Source organism: Rathayibacter sp. AY1H2 (assembly GCF_002931985.1).
Lineage (GTDB): Bacteria > Actinomycetota > Actinomycetes > Actinomycetales > Microbacteriaceae > Rathayibacter.
Map to the genome: position 1 here is coordinate 1 of NZ_PSUV01000002.1, position 19,257 is coordinate 19,257.

The following is a 19,257-nucleotide window of genomic DNA, read 5'->3' on the forward strand; positions in this document are numbered from 1 at the left end:
GAACGGGAACGGGGAGGGACCGGGCGGCGGGCGCCCGATCCCTCCCCGAAGGCGGAGGCTAGGCCTCCTGGTCCTCACGGCGACGGCTGCGGGCGATCAGGAGCGAGCCGAGGCCGAGGGCGACAGCACCTCCCGAGAGCAGCAGCCAGGAGCCGGTCTCCACTCCGGTGGAGGGGAGGCCGCCGGGGCCGGTCGGTGCGGTGATCGGCGCGGCCGTGGCGGTCGGTCCGGCCGTCGGCACGACGGTGGGCTCCGGGGTCGACGTGGGCTCCGGGGTCGACGTGGGCTCGGGGGTCGACGTGGGCTCGGGGCTCACGGTCGGCTCGGGCGTCGCGGTGGGCTCGGGCGTCGCGGTGGGCTCGGGCGTCGCCGTCGGCTCGGGAGTCGCGGTCGGCTCCGGTGAGCCGGTCGGCTCCGGCGTCGGCGTGGGCTCCGAAGTCCCCGGCAGCTCGACGGCGGCGCCCTCCGGCGCCACGGCGAGCAGCGCCCGGGCGACGTCGCTGAACGCTCCGACCGGGTGGTTGCGGAACACCGGCGAGGTGCCGAAGAGGAAGCCCTCGGTGCCCGACTCCGTCGAGAACGAGACGGCCGAGGCCTGCCCGGCCGCGTCGCTCCGGGACTGCCCGTCGGAGTCGACCCAGTGCCCGGCGACGAACGTGCCGTCCTCCGAGTAGCTCTGCTCGACCGCGACCGACTCGTCGAAGCCGGCGAACCACAGTGCCGGCGAGACGAACGCGGTGTCCTGCGGGTAGTCGCCGAGGACTCCGCCGCCGGGCGTCTCGACCGAGACGATGCCGTTGGAGCCGCTCGTGCCGGTCTGCGCAGTCAGCTCGGCCAGGCCGAAGTCGGACACGAAGGCCGCTCCAGCGCCACCGCGGCCGACGACGTCGCCGCCCGCCGCGAGGAACTCCTCGACCACGGTGCGGCCTGCGGCCTGCTCCGGGGTGAAGGAGAGGGCGCGTCCCACGTAGAGCACGTCGGCGCTCTCGAGGGTCGCGGTGCCCGCGGTGAGCGCGGCCGCGTCGACGGCGACCGCGTCGGCGAAGCCGAGCTTGGCCAGCGCGTCGCGGTCCTCGTTCGTACCGGAGTAGGCGACGCGGAGGGCGTCGAGCGCCTTCCCGTCCTCGGCGCGCACGCGGTCGGCGGTGGTCGCCGTGAAGTCGACGCCGAAGACGGCGGCGGCTCCCTCGGCGGCCGCGAGCCCGGCGGCGTCGGCACGCAGGGCGATGGTGCCGTCCTCGAACTGCTCGAGAGCGACGCCGTCGGCCAGCAGCGCGTTGACGGCCTGGTACTCCAGGACGCCGCGCGGCTCGAAGGCGAGGTAGTCGGCGCCTGCCGGGACGGAGCCGACCGGAGCGACGGCGGTCACCGGCTCCAGGCCGACGGCTGGGAGGGCATCGGTGGTGGAGCCGATCGCCTGCACGTCGGCGCCCCAGAGGAGCGAGAGGCTCCAGGCCGAGACGTCGTACATCTCGGGCACACGGCTCGAGATGTCGCTGCCGTCGGCGAGGAGGACGTTGGCGAGGCCGCGGACCGACTGGTGCATGTCGACCAGGTAGGTGCCCGCGGGGTAGGAGACTCCTCCGACGCTCGTGGCGGCCGTGGTCCGCGACACCTCGACGCCGTGGGCGAGCAGCTGCGCGACGAGGGTCTCGGCGTCCGAGACGGAGCGCTGCGTGCCGTCGACGGGGATGACGTAGGCGCGCGGGTACTCGGTCGTGTAGACGTCGGTCTCGTCCCAGATCTCGGTCCACTCGGTCGGCACGCCCGCGGGCAGGTCGGCCGCGGAGACGTCGGCGGGGATCTCGACGGCGGGGGCGCCGGTGACGCCGCGCTCGAAGATGCTGACCTGGTTGCTCAGGAGCGCGTCGCGGTTGGCCTCGATGTAGTCGACGGAGGCGTCCATGACGATCCCGGCGACCTCGACGTCGATGTCCGCGTTGGCCTGGCCCTGGGCGATCTCCTCCGGAGTGCTGTTGGCCGTGCGGCCGAGCGGAAGCTCCACCGTGTTGGTGATCGCGCCTTGGAAGGCGACGTACTGCGGGGCGAAGATGGGGGGCCAGTCGTCCCAGCCCGCGCGGATGTCGCGGTAGGGGATGAGGATCTTCCCGGTGTTGTCCGTCGTGGCGCTGCCGTCCTCGGCGAGGTAGGTGTTGCCGGGCACGTCGGCCTCGACGACGCGGCGCTCGATCTCCAGCGCGGTCGCGTACGCGTGCGGGAGGAAGAGGTCGTACTCGTAGTTCTCGCCGTGCGGCGGGCCGCAGGGCTCGACCTGGAGGATCCCGGTGTAGCCGTGGATGTCGATGAAGTACGTGGGCTGGAGCACGCTCGAGAGGTCGCGGATCACGGCCGCCTCGCTGGTGGCTCCGGTGATCATGTCGCGGTTCGGGTCGTAGCCCGCGGCGACGGCGCGCTGGCCGAGGGCGCGGCCGTCGGGGTTGTTGGTGACGGTGAAGTAGAGGCGGTTGCCCTCGAGCAGCGCCTCGGTCTCCGCGTCCTCGGCGGTGGCGACGCCCTCGATGTACTCGAGGATCGCGTCGCTGCCCTCCCACTCGTTGCCGTGGATGTTGCCGTTGAACCAGACCGGCACCTTGTAGCCGTCCATCAGGTCGGCGTCGGCGGCCGCGGCGGCGGGCTCGTACTTGAGCCGGTCGCGCCACTCGGCCTGCTGCGCCGTCTCGGCCTCGGTCTCGGGGGCGGTGACGGTGACCAGGTAGATGTCGCGGCCGAGGCCGGACTTCCCGACCACCTGGGTCGAGACCCGGTCGGAGCGGGCGGCGAGCGCGTTCAGCTGCGGCGCGATGGCGTCGTAGGGGGTGACTCCGCGCAGGAGCGAGGCGTCGGTCGGGTCGACGGGCACCTCGGTCAGCGGGGTCTGCTGCGGGTAGCTGGTCGGCACCGCGATCGGAGCGGACGGCGGACGCACGATGTCCACGCGGGTGTAGTCGGCGGGTGCTGTCGTCGTGGCGGTCGCCGGTGGGGCGACCAGGAGGCCGCCGGCGGCGAGCGCGAGCGCGGCGCATCCGGAGGCGAGGGCGGTTCGAGATCTCAAGCGGAGTTCTTCCCTTGTCGAGGCGTGACGGAACGGATCGGGCCCCCGTCGGCGTCTGGATCTCCGAATCGGATGTGAACCCTCTCAGGAAGATAGAGGCTCCATGTTTCCGTCACGTGTCGGCCGGGTCACCTCCGCGAGATGCCTGTTCTGAACGCCTCGCCCGGCGACTCGGGTGCCCGAGTGGCATCCGGCGAGAGGAGGAAGCAGGGCCCGGTCAGAGGAAGAGGGAGAGGACGAGCGTGGCGCCGAGCGCGAGGACGGAGGCGAGGGAGACACCGACGGTCACGGACTTGAGGGCGCCGCGGACCGACTGGCCGAGGAAGCTCTGCAGCAGCCAGAAGGTGTTCGAGGTGACGTGGATGCAGAACAGCGCGCCGGAGCCCGCGGCGAGTGCGATCAGCAGCGGGTCGAGGCCGAGTGTCGCGGCGACCGGTGCGACGACTCCGGCCGCCGTGATCGCCGAGAGGGTGACCGAGCCGACCGCGATGTGCAGCACGGCCGCCATCACCCAGACGAGCAGCAGCGGCGCGGTCGCCGAGGTCGAGAAGTAGCCCTTCAGGATCTCGCCGAGGTCGCCCTGCGCGATCACCGCGGCGAGCGCCCCGCCGACGCCGGTGAGCAGGAAGATCTGCCCGCCGTCCTGGAAGCCCTTGGCGACCGCCTTCTCCATCCGCGCGGTTCCCACGGTGGACCGGCCGACCACTCCGGTGCCGATCACGGCGAGGAGGAGCGCGATGACGGGGTTCCCGAGGAACTGCAGCACCGGCAGCTCGATCCCGGAGACGGTGAGCACCGCCTGCGCGGCGATGAGCAGGAGGGCGAGGAGCATGGGCGCGAAGAGGAGCAGGAGCGGGCGCTCGCGGGCGGAGTGGGCGTCCTGCGCCTCGGCGGGACCCGCCGCGTCCTCGACGGACGAGCCCGACGAGCCGCCCGATGCCGCTCCGACTCCGCTCGAGGACGCCCCGCCGCTCCCCCGCGCTCCGAACGACGGCAGCCGTCCGCCGTCCGCGGCGGGCGACGCCCCCACCGTCGCGAGCCCGGTCGTGTCGTCGCGCACGACCAGCTGCTCGTCGCGCGCCGGGTCCCAGAAGCCGAGGCGGAACGCGAGCGACATCAGCAGGATCGTGACCACGACCGTCGGCGCCACCACCGCGAATCCGCCGAGCATCATCACGCCCAGCGGCACTCCGAGCAGCCCCGCGAGCGCGACCGCGGCGAAGCCGGGCACCATCATCACGATGCCCGTCTCGAGCCCGACGGCGAAGGTCACGGCGACGATGCCGGTGCCCGCGCGCCCCAGCCGCGGCGCGATCCGGCGCGCGAGCGGGGCCGCGATCACGATCAGCGCGTCGACGAAGATCGTCTGCAGGTAGGTGGCGAAGGAGAGGCCCAGCGCGTAGGGGATCCCGCGGCGGCCGAAGACGCGCAGCAGGCCCTCGACGAGCCGGACGACGGCGCCCATCTCGTTGAGCATCGCGCCGATGAGCACGCCCCAGCCGATCAGGAGGCCCGCCTCCATCATCACCTCGCCGAAGCCGGTGGTCATCGTGGAGACGGTGTCGACGGGGCCGAGCCCGGTGAGCAGGCCGATCGCGGCGGCTCCGACGGCCAGCGCCAGCACCGGGTTGAATCGGAAGCGCACGATCGCGACGACCACCACGACGATCACGAGGGCGACGACGCCCAGGGTGTACCACTCGGGCATGACGTCCTCCTCCGCCCGCGACTGCGCGTGCCGTCACACCCTAGGGGACCGCCGCGCACCCCCTCGCCCCCGCCGGGCACGGGGCCCTAGCGTGGACGCATGGCACTGACGCTCCCCGAGCCCCGACTCCCCTCCCTCCTCGACTCCCCCGTCCTGCGCTGGGGGGTGATCGCGCCCGGCTCGATCGCCGGCTCGTTCGTCGAGGCGCTGCAGAAGCACACCCGGCAGCGCGTGGTCTCGGTGGGCTCCCGCTCGCTGGAGCGCGCGGAGCGGTTCGCGAGCCGGTTCGGGATCGAGCGGGCCTCGGCCGGCTACGAGGCCGTGGTCGAGGATCCGGAGGTCGACGTGGTCTACATCGCCTCCCCGCACTCGGAGCACGCCCGCCAGGCACTGCTCGCCATCGCCGCGGGCAAGCACATCCTGGTCGAGAAGCCGTTCGCGCCGACCCCGGGCGAGGCCGAGATGATCGTGCACGCCGCGCGCGACGCCGGAGTCTTCGCGATGGAGGCGATGTGGATGCGCTACCTGCCGCACATGGACGTCGTGCGGCAGCTGCTCGCCGACGGGGCGGTCGGCGCTCCCGCCGTCGTCTCGGCCGACTTCGGCGCCGCCTTCGACTTCGACCCCTCCAGCCGGATCTTCGACCCGGCGCTCGCGGGCGGCGGCCTGCTGGACGTCGGCGTCTACGCCTCCTCCTTCGTCTCGATGGTGGCGGGCACCCCGCAGAGCACCGTCGTCGCCGGCAGCATGACCTCGACGGGCGTCGACGCGACCGCGACGATCGTCGGCAGCCATGCGCACGGGGTGCAGTCGGTGGCCACCTCGACCGTGCTGGCCGACACCCGCCACGCGGCGAGCGTCGCGGGGCGGGCGGGGCGGATCGACGTGCACCCGTCGTTCTGGACGCCGGGCGGCGTGACGCTCACCCGCGGCTCCGAGAGCGGATCGTGGATCGACGAGACGCCGCTCCAGGGCGGCGAGGGCCTCGCCTGGGAGGCGCTGCACGTCGCGCAGTACGTGACGGAGGGGCGCACCGAGTCGCCGCTGCACCCGCTCGACGAGGTGGTCGCCGTGGTGCGGACCCTCGACGACGCGCGCCGCCGGCTGGGCGTCTCGGTGTAGGGCGGGCGGCGGGAGACCGCCGCCCCGGCCCTCAGCCCGCCGGCAGCTCGACGCGGAAGCTCGTCCGCCCCTGCTCGGACGCGACGAGGACGCGCCCGCCGTGGGCGTCGACGACCGCCGCCACGATCGCCAGGCCCAGCCCCGTCGATCCGGTCGTGCGCGCTCGGGAGGAGTCGCCGCGGGCGAAGCGCTCGAACAGCACCGGCACCAGCTCCGGCGCGATGCCCGGGCCGGAATCGGTGACCGTGACGACCGCGATCGGCCGCCCCTCCGACACCTCCTCGGCGAGCGCCGCCACGACCCGGGTGCCGGGGGGCGTGTGCACGGTCGCGTTCCGCAGCAGATTGGCGACCACCTGGTGCAGCCGGAAGCCGTCGCCGCGGATCTCGATCGGCTCCTCGGGGAGCTCGAGGTCCCACTCGTGGTCGGGGCCCGCGGCGTGCGCGTCCGAGAGCGCCTCGATCACGAGCAGCGTCAGGTCGACGGGCTCCTTCTCGAGGTCGCGGCCCTCGTCGAGGCGGGCGAGCAGGAGGAGGTCCTCGACCAGCGAGGTCATCCGGGTGGCGGCGGACTCGATCCGATCGAGGGAGTAGGCGGCCGACTCCGGCAGCTCGGTCCCGCCGCGCCGGGGCAGCTCCGCGTAGCCGCGGATCGCCGCGAGGGGGGTCCGCAGCTCGTGCGAGGCGTCGGCGACGAACTGCCGCACCTTGTCCTCGCTCGCCTGCCGCGACTCCAGCGCACCGGTGACGTGGTCGAGCATGCGGTTGAAGGCGGCGCCGACGCGGCCGACCTCGGTGCGGGTGTCGGCGTCCTCCTCCGGGACCCGCTCGACCAGCTCGACGGCGCCGCGGTCCAGCGGCAGCTCGGCCACGCGGGTCGCCGTCGCCTCCACCCGCTCCAGGGGCCGCAGGGCCACGCGGATGATCGCGGTGGCGACGAGGGCGACCAGCAGCATCGCCAGCAGCACCACCACGACGACCACCCAGGTGAGGGAGGCGAGCGTCTCGGCGACCTCGCCCAGGGGGACGCCGACGACGACGACGGAGCCCTCGACCGCCGCCGCGCGCACGCGGTAGGTCCCGAGGCTCCCGGGCAGCTCGATGGTCGCCTCCTCGCCCCCTGCGGCGACGGCCGCCGCGAGCACCGAGTCGGCCGGGTCCGAGAACTGCCGGCAGACCCCGTCGGCGTCGACGTAGGCGCCGATGAAGGAGCCGTCCGAGCCCTGGACGGCGGTGATGGTGCTGAGGTTCTGGCTCGGGCCGCCGCCGAAGGATCCGCTCGGGCAGGTCGTGGCCTGCTCGATCGCGCTCGACCCGCCGAAGCGGCTCGGCCCGTCGAAGTCCTGGAGGCGCGTGACCGACTGGCTGAGCGACGCGTCCGTGCTGCCGTAGAGGATCGAGCGGGCGGAGAGCACGCTGACCGCTCCCACGACGCCCGCCGTCACCGCGACGAGCGCGACCACGGCGACGACCATCCGCCGCCGCAGAGTCCACGGCGCGCGCCGGCCGCGGCGGGAGCTGCGGAGGGCGGAGCGGGTCGCGAAGTCGCCGAGCGACGGGCGGCCGGTGCGGCTCACTGGTCGGCGGGCTTCAGGAGGTAGCCGGCGCCGCGCACGGTGTGGATCATCGGCGAGCGGCCGGCGTCGATCTTCTTGCGCAGGTACGAGATGTAGATCTCGACCACGCTCGACTTGCCGCCGAAGTCGTACGACCAGACCCGGTCGAGGATCTGGGCCTTGCTGAGCACGCGGCGCGGATTCCGCATCAGGAAGCGCAGCAGCTCGAACTCGGTGGCGGTCAGTTCGATCTCGTCGCCGCCCCGGCGGACCTCGTGGCTGTCCTCGTTCAGCACCAGGTCCCCCACGACGACCTCGGGGTCGTCCGCGTCGTTGGCGAGCAGGGTGCTGCGGCGGATGAGCCCGCGCATACGGGCGACCAGCTCCTCGAGGGAGAAGGGCTTGGTGACGTAGTCGTCGCCGCCGGCGGTGAGCCCGGCGATCCGGTCGTCGAGCGCGTCCTTCGCGGTGAGGAAGAGGACCGGGGTCTCGCTGCCGTCCGCGCGGACCCGCTGCAGGACCTGGAGGCCGTCGATGTCGGGGAGCATCACGTCGAGCACGATCACGTCGGGCCGGAACTCGCGGGTGATCGTGATCGCGGCGCGGCCCTCGGCGGCGGTGCGCACCTCCCAGCCCTCGTAGCGCAGAGCCATCTGGAGCAGGTCGGTGAGGGTGCTCTCGTCGTCGACGACGAGGACGCGGATCGGCGTCCCGTCGGCCCGCTTCAGGCGGGTGCGCTGCGCGGGGGCGAGGTGCTTCGAGGGGGCCGGGGTGCTCATGACTCCAGTATCGGGAGTTCCCTATGGATCGGCTATGACCGGCCGATGCCGTCGCTGTGCGCTCCCGATGCGTCCTCCGCGGGATCGGCGTCGAGCTCCTCCGGAGCGATCGCCGCGGTGCGCGCGTAGCCGCGGACCCGCCGGTCGATGAAGGTCGCCACCCAGAGCAGGACGCCGATCACGAGCAGCACCCCCGCGATGCCGTACTGGGCGGTGTCGCGTCCCGAGGTGATCGGCAGCACCAGGTAGACGCAGGCGATCGTGCCCAGCACCGGCAGCACGGTGGGGGTCCGGAAGTGACGGTGCTCGACCGGCTGCCGCCGCAGCACCAGCACGGAGACGTTGACGACGGCGAAGACCGCCAGCAGGAGGAGCGACGTGGTCCCGCCCAGGAGCACCGCGATGGGGTCGGAGGGGTCGCGCGACACGTAGGCGGTGAGGAGCAGGGCGATCACCGTCGTGAAGAGGATCGCGGCCCACGGCGTGCGCCGTCCGCGCAGCACGTTCTGCAGGAACGGCGGCAGCACGCCCTGGCGGCTCATCCCGTAGAGCAGGCGGCTGGCCATCATCATGTTGATCAGCGCGCTGTTGGCCACGGCGAAGAGCGAGATGAAGGGCAGGAGCGTCGAGATCGGGAAGTCGGGCGCCGCGGCCTCGACGACCGTGACGAGCGGAGTGTCGTTGCCGGCCAGCTCCCCCACGGGGACGATCGCGACGGCGAGCGTGGATACGAGCACGTAGACCACGGCGGTGATGCCGAGACCCGTGAGCATCACGCGCGGGAAGATGCGGCTGGGCTCCTTCGTCTCCTCCGCCATGTTCACGGAGTCCTCGAATCCGACCATCGCGAAGAACGCCAGCGAGGTCGCGGTGCTCACCGCGAGCAGCAGCGACTTGTCCTCCGGCGCCTCGAACGCGACCACCCGCGAGAAGTCGGCCTGCCCGCCGAACACCGCGAAGAAGCACACGAAGATCACCAGCAGCAGGCCCGAGAGCTCGATCAGGGTGAGCACCACGTTCAGCCCGACGCTCTCGGCGACACCGCGCAGGTTCACCAGGGCGATGCAGACCATGAACACCAGCGCGATGCTCAGCCGCGTCCCCGCGCCGTCCCCGAGCCCGAAGCCGATCGCGAAGTTGCTCGCGAAGGCGCCCGAGGCGGCGGAGGCCGAGGTGATCCCGCTCGCCATCACGGTGAAGCAGACGAGGAACGTGACGAAGTGGATCCCGAACGCCTTGTGCGCGTAGAGCGCGGCGCCCGCCGCCTGCGGGTACTTCGTCACCAGCTCCAGGTAGGAGCAGGCGGTGAGCGTGGCGACGACGAACGCGATCACGAAGGGGAGCCACGCGGCCCCGCCCACCTCGGCCGCGACCTGCCCGGCGAGGGCGTAGATCCCGGTCCCGAGGATGTCGCCGACCACGAACAGCAGCAGCAGCTTGGGGCCGAGCACCCGCTTGAGCTCGGGCGGGGCGGAGGTCTCTCTCGTGGCGGTCATCGTCGGCCCCTCCCGTTGCGGATGAGCGCGAGCCTACGACCGCGGGCACCGCCCCGGGAAGAGCGGGCGCCCGGAGAGCAGGAGCCGACGACACCCACCACTCTGCCGTCGCGCCGTGCGCAGCGCAGCCTCCACCTCGCCGGCGGGAGGCTGCGCGAGGCCGGCTGACCGGATGCTGCCACGGCCGGAGCCTGCCCGGACGTCCCGTGGGCCCCCGACCCTCCGCCCCGCGCGGAGCCGGGGGTCCGCCGCATGTCCGGATGCTGCCGTGCCCGGATGCTGATCTGGTGCCGCCGACGGGCCTCCGCGAGGCTCGGAGGACCACGACGAGAGGACGGACCATGACCGCCACTGCACCCGCCGCCACCCCGCACCTCGGCCCCGTCGCCACCGGAGGCGCCCTCGCCTGGGCCGCGCTGGCCGCGCTGCTCCTGCTCGGGGAGCCGCACCCCGCGGCTGTCCTCGTGCTCGTGCTCGCGGCCGCCGCCGCGACCTCGCTGAGCGTCGTCGCCGTCGCCCGCCGGCAGCCCCCCGCCCGCCGCACCGGCGTCGTGATCGGTCTCCTCGCCCCCCTCCTCGCGAACGCCGGTCTCACTCCGCTCGCCGCGCTGGTCGGCCCGGCCGTGTTCGGAGCGGTGGCGCTGGTCCTCGCCGGTGAGCTCGCCGTCGTCGCGGTTCTCGCGCGGCGGCGCTGAGTGCGCGCCTCCTACACTCGGGAGGGTCGGGAGAACGGGGGGGGCCGCCGGTGCTGAGCGAGAACGCGATCGCGCTGTACCTGCACGCGTCCGTGCGCGGAGACTGGTCGCTCGAGAGCGCGTCGGACGAGCTCGGCGTCACCGTCGACGGCCTCCGCGAGGCGCGCGACGAGCTGATCGGGCTCCGGCTGCTCGCTCCGCTGCACGCGGGCGCGGAGTCGCTCGCCACGGCCGCGCCGGACATCGCCCTGGCCGAGCTGATCGCCGACGACGAGCGGCGCCTCCTCGAGCTGCAGACCGGGATCACCCGCCGCCGCAGCGAGCTGATGGCCCTCGTCCCCGCCTACCGGAGCGCCCGCAGCGCCCTCGCCGCCGCGGAGCAGGTGGAGGTGATCGAGGACCCGGCGACCGTCCTCCGGCTGCTCCTCGACCTGCAGCGCGGAGCCTCGGAGGAGGTGCTGATCGCCGCTCCCGGCACCAGCAGCGTGGAGCGGCACGAGGCGAGCGACGCCGTCGACCGCGAGCTGCTCGGGCGCGGCATCGCGAGGCGGACGCTGTACCACGACCGCCGCCGCGACAACGCGGCCCTCCGGCGCTCGGTCGCGGAGCTCGAGCCGCTGGGCGCGCGGTTCCGGACCCTCCCGACGCTGCCCTTCCGGCTGGTGGTCTTCGACCGCTCCCTCGCGATCGTCGCCCGCTCCCGCGACGAGGACGACCGCGCCGCCCTGGTCGTCCGCTCCCCCGAGCTCGCGGCGACCCTGGCGCGCGTGTTCGACGCGGCGTGGGAGTTCGCAGCGCCCCTGCACGCGGCAGGTGCCGAGGAGGAGCCCTCCCTCTCCGCGGTGCAGCGGTCGATCCTGCAGGGCCTCGCCGCCGGGCTCACCGACGAGGCGCTCGCGGCACGGCTGGACCTCAGCGTGCGCACCTGCCGTCGGCACATCGCCGGTCTCTTCGATCTGCTCGGCGCCGAGAGCCGCTTCCAGGCGGGCGTGCTCGCGTCTCGGCGGGGCTGGCTGCCGGTCCGACCGCGCTGACGCCGGCCGTCGGCGAGCTCAGCGCCGCGGAGCCGCGGTGTCGGAACGGGGTGTCCGCTAGCGGACACGTCCTCTTCCGGCTCTTGTCCCGGCACTCTCCCAGGTCGAACATGGGGACCGCCGCCGACATCCCCGATGACGGGCGGCCTCCGCACCGCGACACCGTACCCGACGGGACCGCGGCCCCGACGCCCGCGCCGTACCCGACGGACCGCGGCGCATCAGCGACCTGAGCCGAACGCGCGCACAGGCGCTCCTCCGGCGCGCCGTCCGGCACCCCCGACCGACGACGCTCCGGGCCCCCGCTTCCACCTACCCGAAGAGCTCACCCGTGAACCCCAGCACCCCCGCCCGCCCTGGTCCTCCCGCTCCACGCGAGATCCGCCCGCTCCTGACGCGCCAGCAGCGCGTCGCCAGCCCCCGTGCCGTCACCAGCCGCGCCAAGCAGCAGTCGCCCTCGCTCATCATGATCGTGCTCCTCTCCGGCGCCGGCGCTCTGCTCTACGGCGCCTTCCTGCTCAACCCGCGCAACATCGGCGACCCCCTCCCGTTCGCCATCGTCATCATCTGCGAGCTGTACCTGATCGGCCAGGCCGCGCTCACGATGTGGACCGCCCTGTCGAGCACCTACGACCCGCGCGACTCCGCCTTCCACTCCGCTCGAGCGACGCTCTACGGGAGCCCGGTCGACGGCATCCCGATCGGCGAGGACCTCTACCTCGGCCGCCGCCGCATCACCGTCGACGTCTTCATCACGACCTACAGGGAGGACCCGGCGATCATCGAGGAGACGGCCCGTGCTGCCCGCGACATGCGGGGCACCCACGTGACGTGGCTCCTCGACGACGGGGACGACCCGCAGGTCGCCGCGATCGCCGAGCGCCTGGGCGTCCGCTACGTGGTGCGCGAGGACCGCGTGGGTGCCAAGGCCGGCAACGTGAACCACGCGCTCCGTCTGACCGACTCGGACTTCGCCGTGATGATCGACGCCGACTTCGTGACCGTGCCGGAGTTCCTGGAGGAGACTCTCCCCTTCTTCGCCCACGACGACGTCGCCTTCGTGCAGGCCCCGCAGGTCTACGGGAACGCGCACAACTTCATCTCGCGCGGCTCCGCCTACATGCAGATCGTCTTCTACGCCCTCACCCAGCCGGGCAAGAACAAGTACAACTCCGCCTTCTGCGTGGGCACCAACGCCGTCTTCCGCCGCAAGGCCCTCGACGACATCGGCGGGATGTACGAGGGCTCGCAGTCCGAGGACATCTGGACGTCGATCTTCGTGCACGAGCGCGGCTGGCGCTCGATCTTCGTGCCGATGACCCTCGCGGTCGGGCGCACGCCCGAGACGATCGAGGCCTTCGTCCGCCAGCAGGTCCGCTGGGCCGTCGGCGGGTTCGAGATCCTGCTCAAGCACAACCCGTTCTCGCCGAAGCGCCGGCTCACGACCGACCAGCGCGTGCAGTACTTCATGACCGTCACGTTCTACTTCACCGGGATCGTGCCGCTGGGCCTGATCGTGCTGCCCCCGCTGCAGATCTACCTGAACATCACGCCGGTCAGCCTCGAGGTGCCGCTCGTCGAGTGGATCCTCTTCTACTGCGGGTTCTACGTGCTGCAGATCGGGCTCGCGCTGTTCATCATCGGCTCGTTCCGGTGGGAGACGCTGCTGCTGTCGACCGTCACCTTCCCGATGTACACGAAGGCGTTCTTCCTCGCTCTCGCGGGCCGGAAGCCGGCCTGGACCTCGACGGGCGCGACCGGGCAGGCCGCCTCGCCCTTCAACTTCATCAAGGTGCAGATGGTCTTCCTGGTGTTCCTGGCCGCGACCTCCGTCGTCGGCTTCCTCAAGGCGGAGTGGACCGCGGAGTACTCGGTGGCGCTCGCCTGGAACGTCCTGAACACCCTCACGCTCGGAGCGTTCGCGGTGATCGCGGCGCGCGAGCACGTCCTCCTGAAGCGCGCCGCCCGGGCCGAGGTGGTCGCTCCGAGCGGCCCCGCCGCCGCGGGACGCCACGGACTCGCCGTGGGTGCGGCATGACCGCGCTGCGCTGGCTCGGCTTCCTCGCCTCGTGCGCCCTCGCGCTCGGCGTCGCCGCCGCCGGCCTGGTCTACGCGAACAACTCCTCGCTCACCGTGCGGGCGGCGAGCGCCCAGCTCGTCACCGACGAGTACTCGCTGGGGACGCCCTACGCGGGCACGATCCAGGACCTCACGATCTCCCGCGGCGACGCGGTGGAGAAGGGCGACGTGCTCTTCAGCCTGCAGAGCACCGTCCTCGAGTCCGACATGCAGACGAAGACGTTCACCAGCGCCGATGTCGGCTACCGGATCGAGGAGGGCGGCCTGATGGTCTTCACGGCGGCGCTGGACGGCGTGGTCACGTCGGTCGACGCCGAGATCGGCTCCTTCGTCGAGGAGGACCAGATGATCGCGGTCGTCGCGATCTCGGACTCGATCCACCTCGAGAGCGAGTTCGTTCTCGGCGCCCGGGACTACTCGCGGGTCCCCATCGGCGGCACCGTCGCCGTGGCGATGCCGGACGGGACGACCGTCGACGCCGAGATCTACGACGTCGAGGTGGAGCGGTTCCACGAGGGGCGGGCGACGACCGTCATCCGCGCGCGCACCGACGAGATCACGACGCAGGACTACACCGTGGTCGGAGCTCCCGTCGCGGCGGAGGTGCGGCTCCGCGACGACGGCGACGGCTTCGGCGGCTGGCTGGTCGCCCAGCTCGGCAGGCTCTTCACGCCCGGCGGGTTCGCGCGGTGAGGCGCGGGGCGGGGGCGGCCCTCGCTCTCGCCCTCGCGCTCGCGCTCGCGGGCCTCACCGGATGCACGTCCGACCGCTCCGTGTCCGACTGGGCCGTGGCAGCGTCCGTGCACGCGCGGGAGCTGCCGCAGGTCCCCGGCCCCTACGCGGGGACGCCGCGGCTCGCCGAAGGGGTGCGGCCGCCGACGAACTCGTGGGTGTCCGGACCGGTGTTCGGGGAGGATCTCCCGCTCTACACGGGGATCCTCACCGTCACGCCGCGCGCCGACGGCTTCACCGTCGGCCTCCCGATCGTGGAGGCGGCTCCGCGGACCGTCTACGCCCTCGCCCGGGACGATCTCACCGTGACGGTCCCCTCGAGCGCGGTGGCGCTCTCCGCGTTCGACGACCTCGTCGCGCACTGGAGCCTCGCGGGTGCCGGTGAGCTCGTCGCAGCCGAGGGCTGGCCCTACGCCTCCTACCGGACCGAGAGCGCCCAGACGGTGCTGATCGGAGGCGCCACCGCTCCCGAGCGCGCAGCCGGCGGCCTGCTCCTGGTCACCGCGGGCGGACAGCGGTACGGGCTGGTGGCGCCCGCCGCCGCCCTCGATGCGTTCCCCCGGATGACGCTGGACGGCACGCTGCTCCTCTTCGCGGTGCCTCCGGGAGCGAGCAGGGCGCGGATCGACGAGCTTCGGCGTCGTGCAGTGCCCCTCGAGGGCGCGAGCGTCTCCCACGACGTCACGGCGAGCACCACCACCACGACCTACGCGCTGCGGACCGAGGGCGGCGCCGAGACGTTCTTCGGCCTCGGGGCCGAGGGGGCGATCGGCTACGACACGCTCTACGGCCGGGTGGGGCTCCGTGCGGGAACGTCGTTCTCCCGCGCCGCCCCCACTATCGTCGAGTCGGGGGCGCTCGATCTCGGCTCCCTCACGGCCGAGGAGAAGACGACGCTCCGGACGCAGGTGCCACTCGACGCCGCGGCCACCCGCTTCGCCGCGCCCGACACCTACGGAGCCGGCAAGGAGCTCTACCGCGCCGCTGCTCTGCACCGTCTCGCCGTCGACCTCGGCCTGGAGGAGGTGGCGGCCGACCTGCACGACCGGATCGCCGCCGAGCTCGACCAGTGGCTCGACCCGCGCGGCTGCGCACCGGGTGCCGTGAAGTGCGTCGTCTACGACCCCGTGCTCGGAGGCGTCGTCGGCTCCGCGCCGTCGTTCGGGTCCGACGCGTTCAACGACCACCACTTCCACTACGGCTACCTGCTCTCCGCCGTCGGGATGCTGGCCGCCGAGGACCCGTCCCTCCTCGAGCGGTACCGGACCGTCGCGGACCTGCTCGCCCTGGATCTCGCCTCTCCCGTCGACACCGCCGAGTTCCCGCGGCTGCGCGTGTTCGACGCGTACCGCGGCCACTCCTGGGCCTCGGGGCTCGCGCCGGCCCGGGACGGCAACGACCAGGAGTCGGTGTCCGAGGCGGTCAACGCCTGGAGCGGCCTCGCCCTCTGGGCCGCCGCCTCCGGGAACGCGCCGCTGCTCGAGGAGGCGCGCTGGCTGCTCTCCCTCGAGACGCAGGCGGCCGCAGACCTCTGGCTGAGCCCGGAGACGCCGGTCGGCTTCGAAGCGCCGTTCGTCGCGATCAACTGGGGCGGCAAGCGCGACTACGCCACCTTCTTCGACGCGACACCCTCGGCGCTGCTGGGGATCGAGCTGATCCCGATGCCGCCGTCGACCGCGTTCCTCCCCGACCCCTCGCGGGTCGACGAGCTCGTGGCCGGAGCCCCAGGCGCGCCGCTCGCCGACTACGTGCTGATGCTGCAGGCGACCAGCGACCCGGCCGCGGCTCTCGCGCGGGCGGAGCGCCTGCCGGACTCCTCGATCGACAGCGCCGACTCGCGCAGCTACCTGGTGGCGTGGATCCTCACCCGCTGATCCCGCACAGCCCGCTCAGCCCGCGTGCGCTCCGAGGAACGCGAGCGCCCGCGGCCAGGCGTCGGTCGCCGCCTCGGCCTGGTAGGTCTGCTCGTTCGCGTCGTTGAAGAAGGCGTGGCCCGCTCCCGGGTAGACGACGACCTCGACGTCCTTGCCCTCGGTCGCCTCGCGGATGCGCGGCACCTGCTCGACGAGGGGAGCGTCCTGATCGCCCAGGAACGCCAGCACCGGCACCTGCAGCGCGCCGAGCTCCTCGGCGGACGCGGTGACGTGCCCGTAGAACGGCACGGCCGCCGCCAGCCGCGGCTCGGCCAGCGCGAGCGCCCACGAGAAGGTGCCGCCGTAGCAGAACCCGGTGACGGAGACGCTGGTCGCGCCCTCCTGGCGCAGGAGCCGCTCGACGAGGGCGCGGAGGATCGCGACGGTGCGCGTCGCGTGCTCCGGAGTGAAGACGGGGGCGAAGAAGGTGCGCAGCTCGACCTGGCGCGGCAGGCGCCGCACCGGGTGGTCGTAGTCGGCGCGCTGCTCCTCGTCGAGCTGCTCGAGCAGGCCGCTGTCGGCCAGGAGCTCGGGGGCGACGACGCTGTAGCCCTCGGCCGCGTAGCGGTCGGCGACCGAGCGGATGTGCCCGTCGACCCCCCAGACCTCGTGGATCAGGATCAGCGCGCGGCCGCCCTCACCGCTGCGGTACACCGGTACGTCGTGCTCGGCCAGGGTCCAGGTCTCATCGCTCGTGGGCATGCTCGCACCCTAGCCCCGGACCCCGGGAGCACGCGTCGTCAGAAGTCGTACTCGCAGTTGCGGAGGTTCGCCACGTCCTCGGTGAGCGTCGGCTCCCCGCCGAGCAGGAACGCGTAGTTCTTCGAGTTGGAGGCCAGGAAGCGCAGCGTCGAGTCGTGCACGCAGTCGCGCTCGGTCAGCAGCACGGACGAGCCCAGGGCCGCCGCCGTCGTCGCTCCCGAGAGGGCGTCGGCGAAGGAGGACCCCGCGGCGAGGAAGACGCTGTCCTGCAGCAGCGACTGGGGGTAGGCGCTGTTCAGCTCGACGCTGGTCTCGTAGCGGTCGCGGCCGGCGATCCTCGAGACCGAGGGGGCGAGGCCGCGACGCGCGAAGTCCGCCACGTACGCGTCCCGGATCGAGGGGTCGCCGCCGAGGAACTCCACGTGCTCCGGCGCCAGGTCGCGCACTGCGGTCTCGGTCGCGGAGTCGGCGCCCGAGGTCGCACCGTCGACCAGCAGCACGGGCTGCGCACGCCAGCCGGCGATCGGCGCGGCCGACAGGGCGTCGGGGAAGTTCGTGCCGGTCGCGACGAACATGTTCGAGTAGGGGCCGGTGCCGAAGGCGTCCGCGACGATCCGGCGGGAGGTGTCGTAGCGGTCCGTCCCGCCGATCCGCTCGGTGCCGCCGACGATCGAGCGGATCGCGGAGAGGACCCCGGGGCTCACGCTCAGCTCGCTGCCGACGACCACGACCCGCTCCGGGCGGAGGCGGCGGATCTCGTCGGAGACGACCCGAGGCAGGCGGTCGGGATCGGTGAGCAGGAGCGCGCCTCCGAGTGCGGCGGCGGCCGGGCCGGCGCTCAGCGCATCCGGCCAGTTCGCCCCGCTGGCCACGTAGAGCACCGGGATGCCCGGGGAGAAGTAGCCCGTCGCCTCCACCGAGGTCGCGTAGCGGTCCGATCCGGCGAGGCGGCCGGTGTACTGCTGGTAGTCGCTGCTCAGCGAGAGGTCGATCCCGGCGGCCGATCCGCCCACCGGGACGCGCACGTCGCCCGCGTCGCCCGAGCGGAGGACGTGGTCCCAGTAGCTGTCGTCGATCACGTCGTCGCGGCTCGACGCCCGGACGAGGTAGTCGCCGGGGACGACCTGCTGGAACGAGTACGGGTTGTCGCCGCCCGTGATCAGGTCGAGCTCGCCGGTGCGGAAGTAGCCGTCGGTTCCCGGGTCGCGGTACCAGATGTCGACGCGCTGGTCGCCCGCGACGCCGCTCAGGCGTCCCTCGAGCGACCCCAGCCGTGCGGTGCGCAGCTGCACGCCGGCCGCCGGGGCCTGAAGCGGCTCGGCGCTGCGGGCGACGGCGCTGCCGCCGGACCAGAGGTCGGCGTACAGGTCGGCGTTGTCCTTGATCAGCAGGTAGTAGGTCTGCCCGGCGGTGAGCCCGTCGATGCTGAAGGTGAGGTCGCCGGCGACGGAGTGGTTCCCGAGGAGCCCCGCCTCGCTCGACCAGACCTCGACGTTCAGGAGGGCGCCGCGGGGAGTGGTGGTCGCGATCGAGCCGTCGGCCTCCTCGACCACGACACGGCCGCTGATCGACGCCGCAGCGCTCGCACGGGCGGCGCTCGGCGCCTCATCCGGCACGGCGGGCAGGGGGGACTCGGCGCTGGGCTGCCAGAGCGGCTGCCCCTCGGGGAGCACGATCGAGCGGGGCGCATCGGAGGCGGCGCCGAATGCGGCGACGGGGGCGGCCGACGGCGCGGCCGCCGATGCGGCGGAGGCGAGCGGGCTGGAGGTGATCGCCAGGGCGGCGACGAGGACCGCGGAGGCGGCGGACCTCAGAACGAGCGGGGACACGGCGGAATGCCTGCTTCCAGGAGGAGGTCGCCCTGCGGCCGACCCGGCGGAGGGGATCGCGCTCATGCTAGCGGCGGCCCGCGCCCCGTCGTCCTCCCCGATCAGGGGTCAGGAGACAGGCGGCGCGACGAGGATGTCGTCCCACTCCAGAGCGCGCTCGAACCGGAAGCCGTGCCGCTCGTAGAGGCGGCGGGCGTCGCTGCGCTTCAGCACGTCGAGCCGGAAGGGCAGACCCGGCCGTGCCTCCTCCGCCATCACCCGGCGCAGGACGGCGCCGCCGACTCCGCGTCCCTGTGCGTGCGGCGCCAGGTAGAAGTGCTCGATCCAGACCGCGTCCGGCTCGACCCGCGCGGCGATGCTCCCGGCGAAGGCGCCGTCGAGCTCGATCACCCGGGTGAGCTCGGGCCGGTAGCCGTCGAGGAAGCGGTGCCGCACGCGGTGCTCGTCGTAGCGGTCGAGCGTCTCGAGCGACGGGCGCATGACGACCGCGCGCAGCTCGGCGATCGCTGCCGCGTCCTCCGCGGTCGCGGGGCGGAGCGACCAGCCGGCGTCGTCGGCCAC

14 protein-coding genes are annotated in these 19,257 nt (G+C 73.2%); 6 read left to right on the forward strand and 8 right to left on the reverse strand.

Features of this window, described 5'->3' with window-relative positions; genetic code table 11:
• Nucleotides 1–58: 58 nt before the first annotated feature.
• Nucleotides 59–3,052, reverse strand: coding sequence for a M14 family zinc carboxypeptidase (locus C5C29_RS02220; RefSeq protein ID WP_104223653.1), 2,994 nt, complete (start codon nucleotides 3,050–3,052; stop codon nucleotides 59–61).
• A gap of 217 nt (nucleotides 3,053–3,269) precedes the next feature.
• On the reverse strand, nucleotides 3,270–4,760 hold the full coding sequence (locus tag C5C29_RS02225) for a GntP family permease (RefSeq protein WP_104223652.1): 1,491 nt from the start codon (nucleotides 4,758–4,760) through the stop codon (nucleotides 3,270–3,272).
• Between the two features lie 99 nt (nucleotides 4,761–4,859).
• On the opposite strand from C5C29_RS02225, the gene C5C29_RS02230 reads away from it, so the two are divergent.
• On the forward strand, nucleotides 4,860–5,882 hold the full coding sequence (locus tag C5C29_RS02230) for a Gfo/Idh/MocA family protein (RefSeq protein WP_104223651.1): 1,023 nt from the start codon (nucleotides 4,860–4,862) through the stop codon (nucleotides 5,880–5,882).
• A 31-nt stretch (nucleotides 5,883–5,913) separates the two neighbouring features.
• Here the strand turns inward: C5C29_RS02230 and C5C29_RS02235 are convergent, their stop codons facing one another.
• Genes C5C29_RS02235 through C5C29_RS02245 form a run of 3 tightly spaced genes read right to left on the reverse strand, consistent with a single transcriptional unit; the run spans nucleotide 5,914 to nucleotide 9,712 of the window.
• Nucleotides 5,914–7,458: a cell wall metabolism sensor histidine kinase WalK gene (locus C5C29_RS02235; protein WP_219812924.1), complete on the reverse strand. Its 1,545-nt coding sequence runs from the start codon at nucleotides 7,456–7,458 to the stop codon at nucleotides 5,914–5,916.
• Nucleotides 7,455–8,216, reverse strand: coding sequence for a response regulator transcription factor (locus C5C29_RS02240; protein WP_104223650.1), 762 nt, complete (start codon nucleotides 8,214–8,216; stop codon nucleotides 7,455–7,457). Before C5C29_RS02240 ends, C5C29_RS02235 begins: the two co-directional genes overlap by 4 nt.
• Before the next feature lie 32 nt (nucleotides 8,217–8,248).
• Nucleotides 8,249–9,712 carry an APC family permease gene (locus tag C5C29_RS02245; RefSeq protein WP_104223649.1) on the reverse strand — a complete coding sequence of 488 codons (1,464 nt, stop codon included), beginning with the start codon at nucleotides 9,710–9,712 and terminating at the stop codon, nucleotides 8,249–8,251.
• Between the two features lie 341 nt (nucleotides 9,713–10,053).
• On the opposite strand from C5C29_RS02245, the gene C5C29_RS02250 reads away from it, so the two are divergent.
• The 5 genes from C5C29_RS02250 (at nucleotide 10,054) to C5C29_RS02270 (ending at nucleotide 16,126) form a co-directional block, all read left to right on the forward strand.
• A complete protein-coding gene (locus C5C29_RS02250; protein ID WP_104223648.1) occupies nucleotides 10,054–10,407 on the forward strand; it encodes a hypothetical protein in 354 nt (117 codons plus the stop codon).
• Between the two features lie 50 nt (nucleotides 10,408–10,457).
• Entirely contained in the window at nucleotides 10,458–11,441 is a 984-nt protein-coding gene (locus tag C5C29_RS02255) for a LuxR C-terminal-related transcriptional regulator (protein ID WP_104223647.1), read from the forward strand.
• Between the two features lie 331 nt (nucleotides 11,442–11,772).
• Entirely contained in the window at nucleotides 11,773–13,479 is a 1,707-nt protein-coding gene (locus tag C5C29_RS02260; RefSeq protein WP_104223646.1) for a glycosyltransferase family 2 protein, read from the forward strand.
• Complete coding sequence (locus tag C5C29_RS16970) at nucleotides 13,476–14,213, forward strand: biotin/lipoyl-binding protein (protein ID WP_104247768.1); 738 nt, start codon at nucleotides 13,476–13,478, stop codon at nucleotides 14,211–14,213. Before C5C29_RS02260 ends, C5C29_RS16970 begins: the two co-directional genes overlap by 4 nt.
• Nucleotides 14,210–16,126 (forward strand): glycosyl hydrolase, encoded by a 1,917-nt coding sequence (locus tag C5C29_RS02270; protein WP_104307918.1) that lies wholly within the window; start codon nucleotides 14,210–14,212, stop codon nucleotides 16,124–16,126. The genes C5C29_RS16970 and C5C29_RS02270 overlap by 4 nt, the downstream gene beginning before the upstream one ends.
• 15 nt (nucleotides 16,127–16,141) lie before the next feature.
• Here the strand turns inward: C5C29_RS02270 and C5C29_RS02275 are convergent, their stop codons facing one another.
• The 3 genes from C5C29_RS02275 to C5C29_RS02285 all read right to left on the reverse strand — a co-directional run bounded on the left by C5C29_RS02275 (nucleotide 16,142) and on the right by C5C29_RS02285 (nucleotide 19,257).
• The gene (locus C5C29_RS02275) at nucleotides 16,142–16,867 is read right to left on the reverse strand and encodes a dienelactone hydrolase family protein (RefSeq protein WP_104223644.1); all 726 of its coding nucleotides are present in this window, start codon (nucleotides 16,865–16,867) and stop codon (nucleotides 16,142–16,144) included.
• A 38-nt stretch (nucleotides 16,868–16,905) separates the two neighbouring features.
• Nucleotides 16,906–18,696, reverse strand: a complete 1,791-nt coding sequence (locus C5C29_RS02280; RefSeq protein ID WP_104307919.1) for a cell wall-binding repeat-containing protein — start codon at nucleotides 18,694–18,696, stop codon at nucleotides 16,906–16,908.
• A gap of 108 nt (nucleotides 18,697–18,804) precedes the next feature.
• Nucleotides 18,805–19,257 (reverse strand): GNAT family N-acetyltransferase, encoded by a 453-nt coding sequence (locus tag C5C29_RS02285; protein ID WP_258061255.1) that lies wholly within the window; start codon nucleotides 19,255–19,257, stop codon nucleotides 18,805–18,807.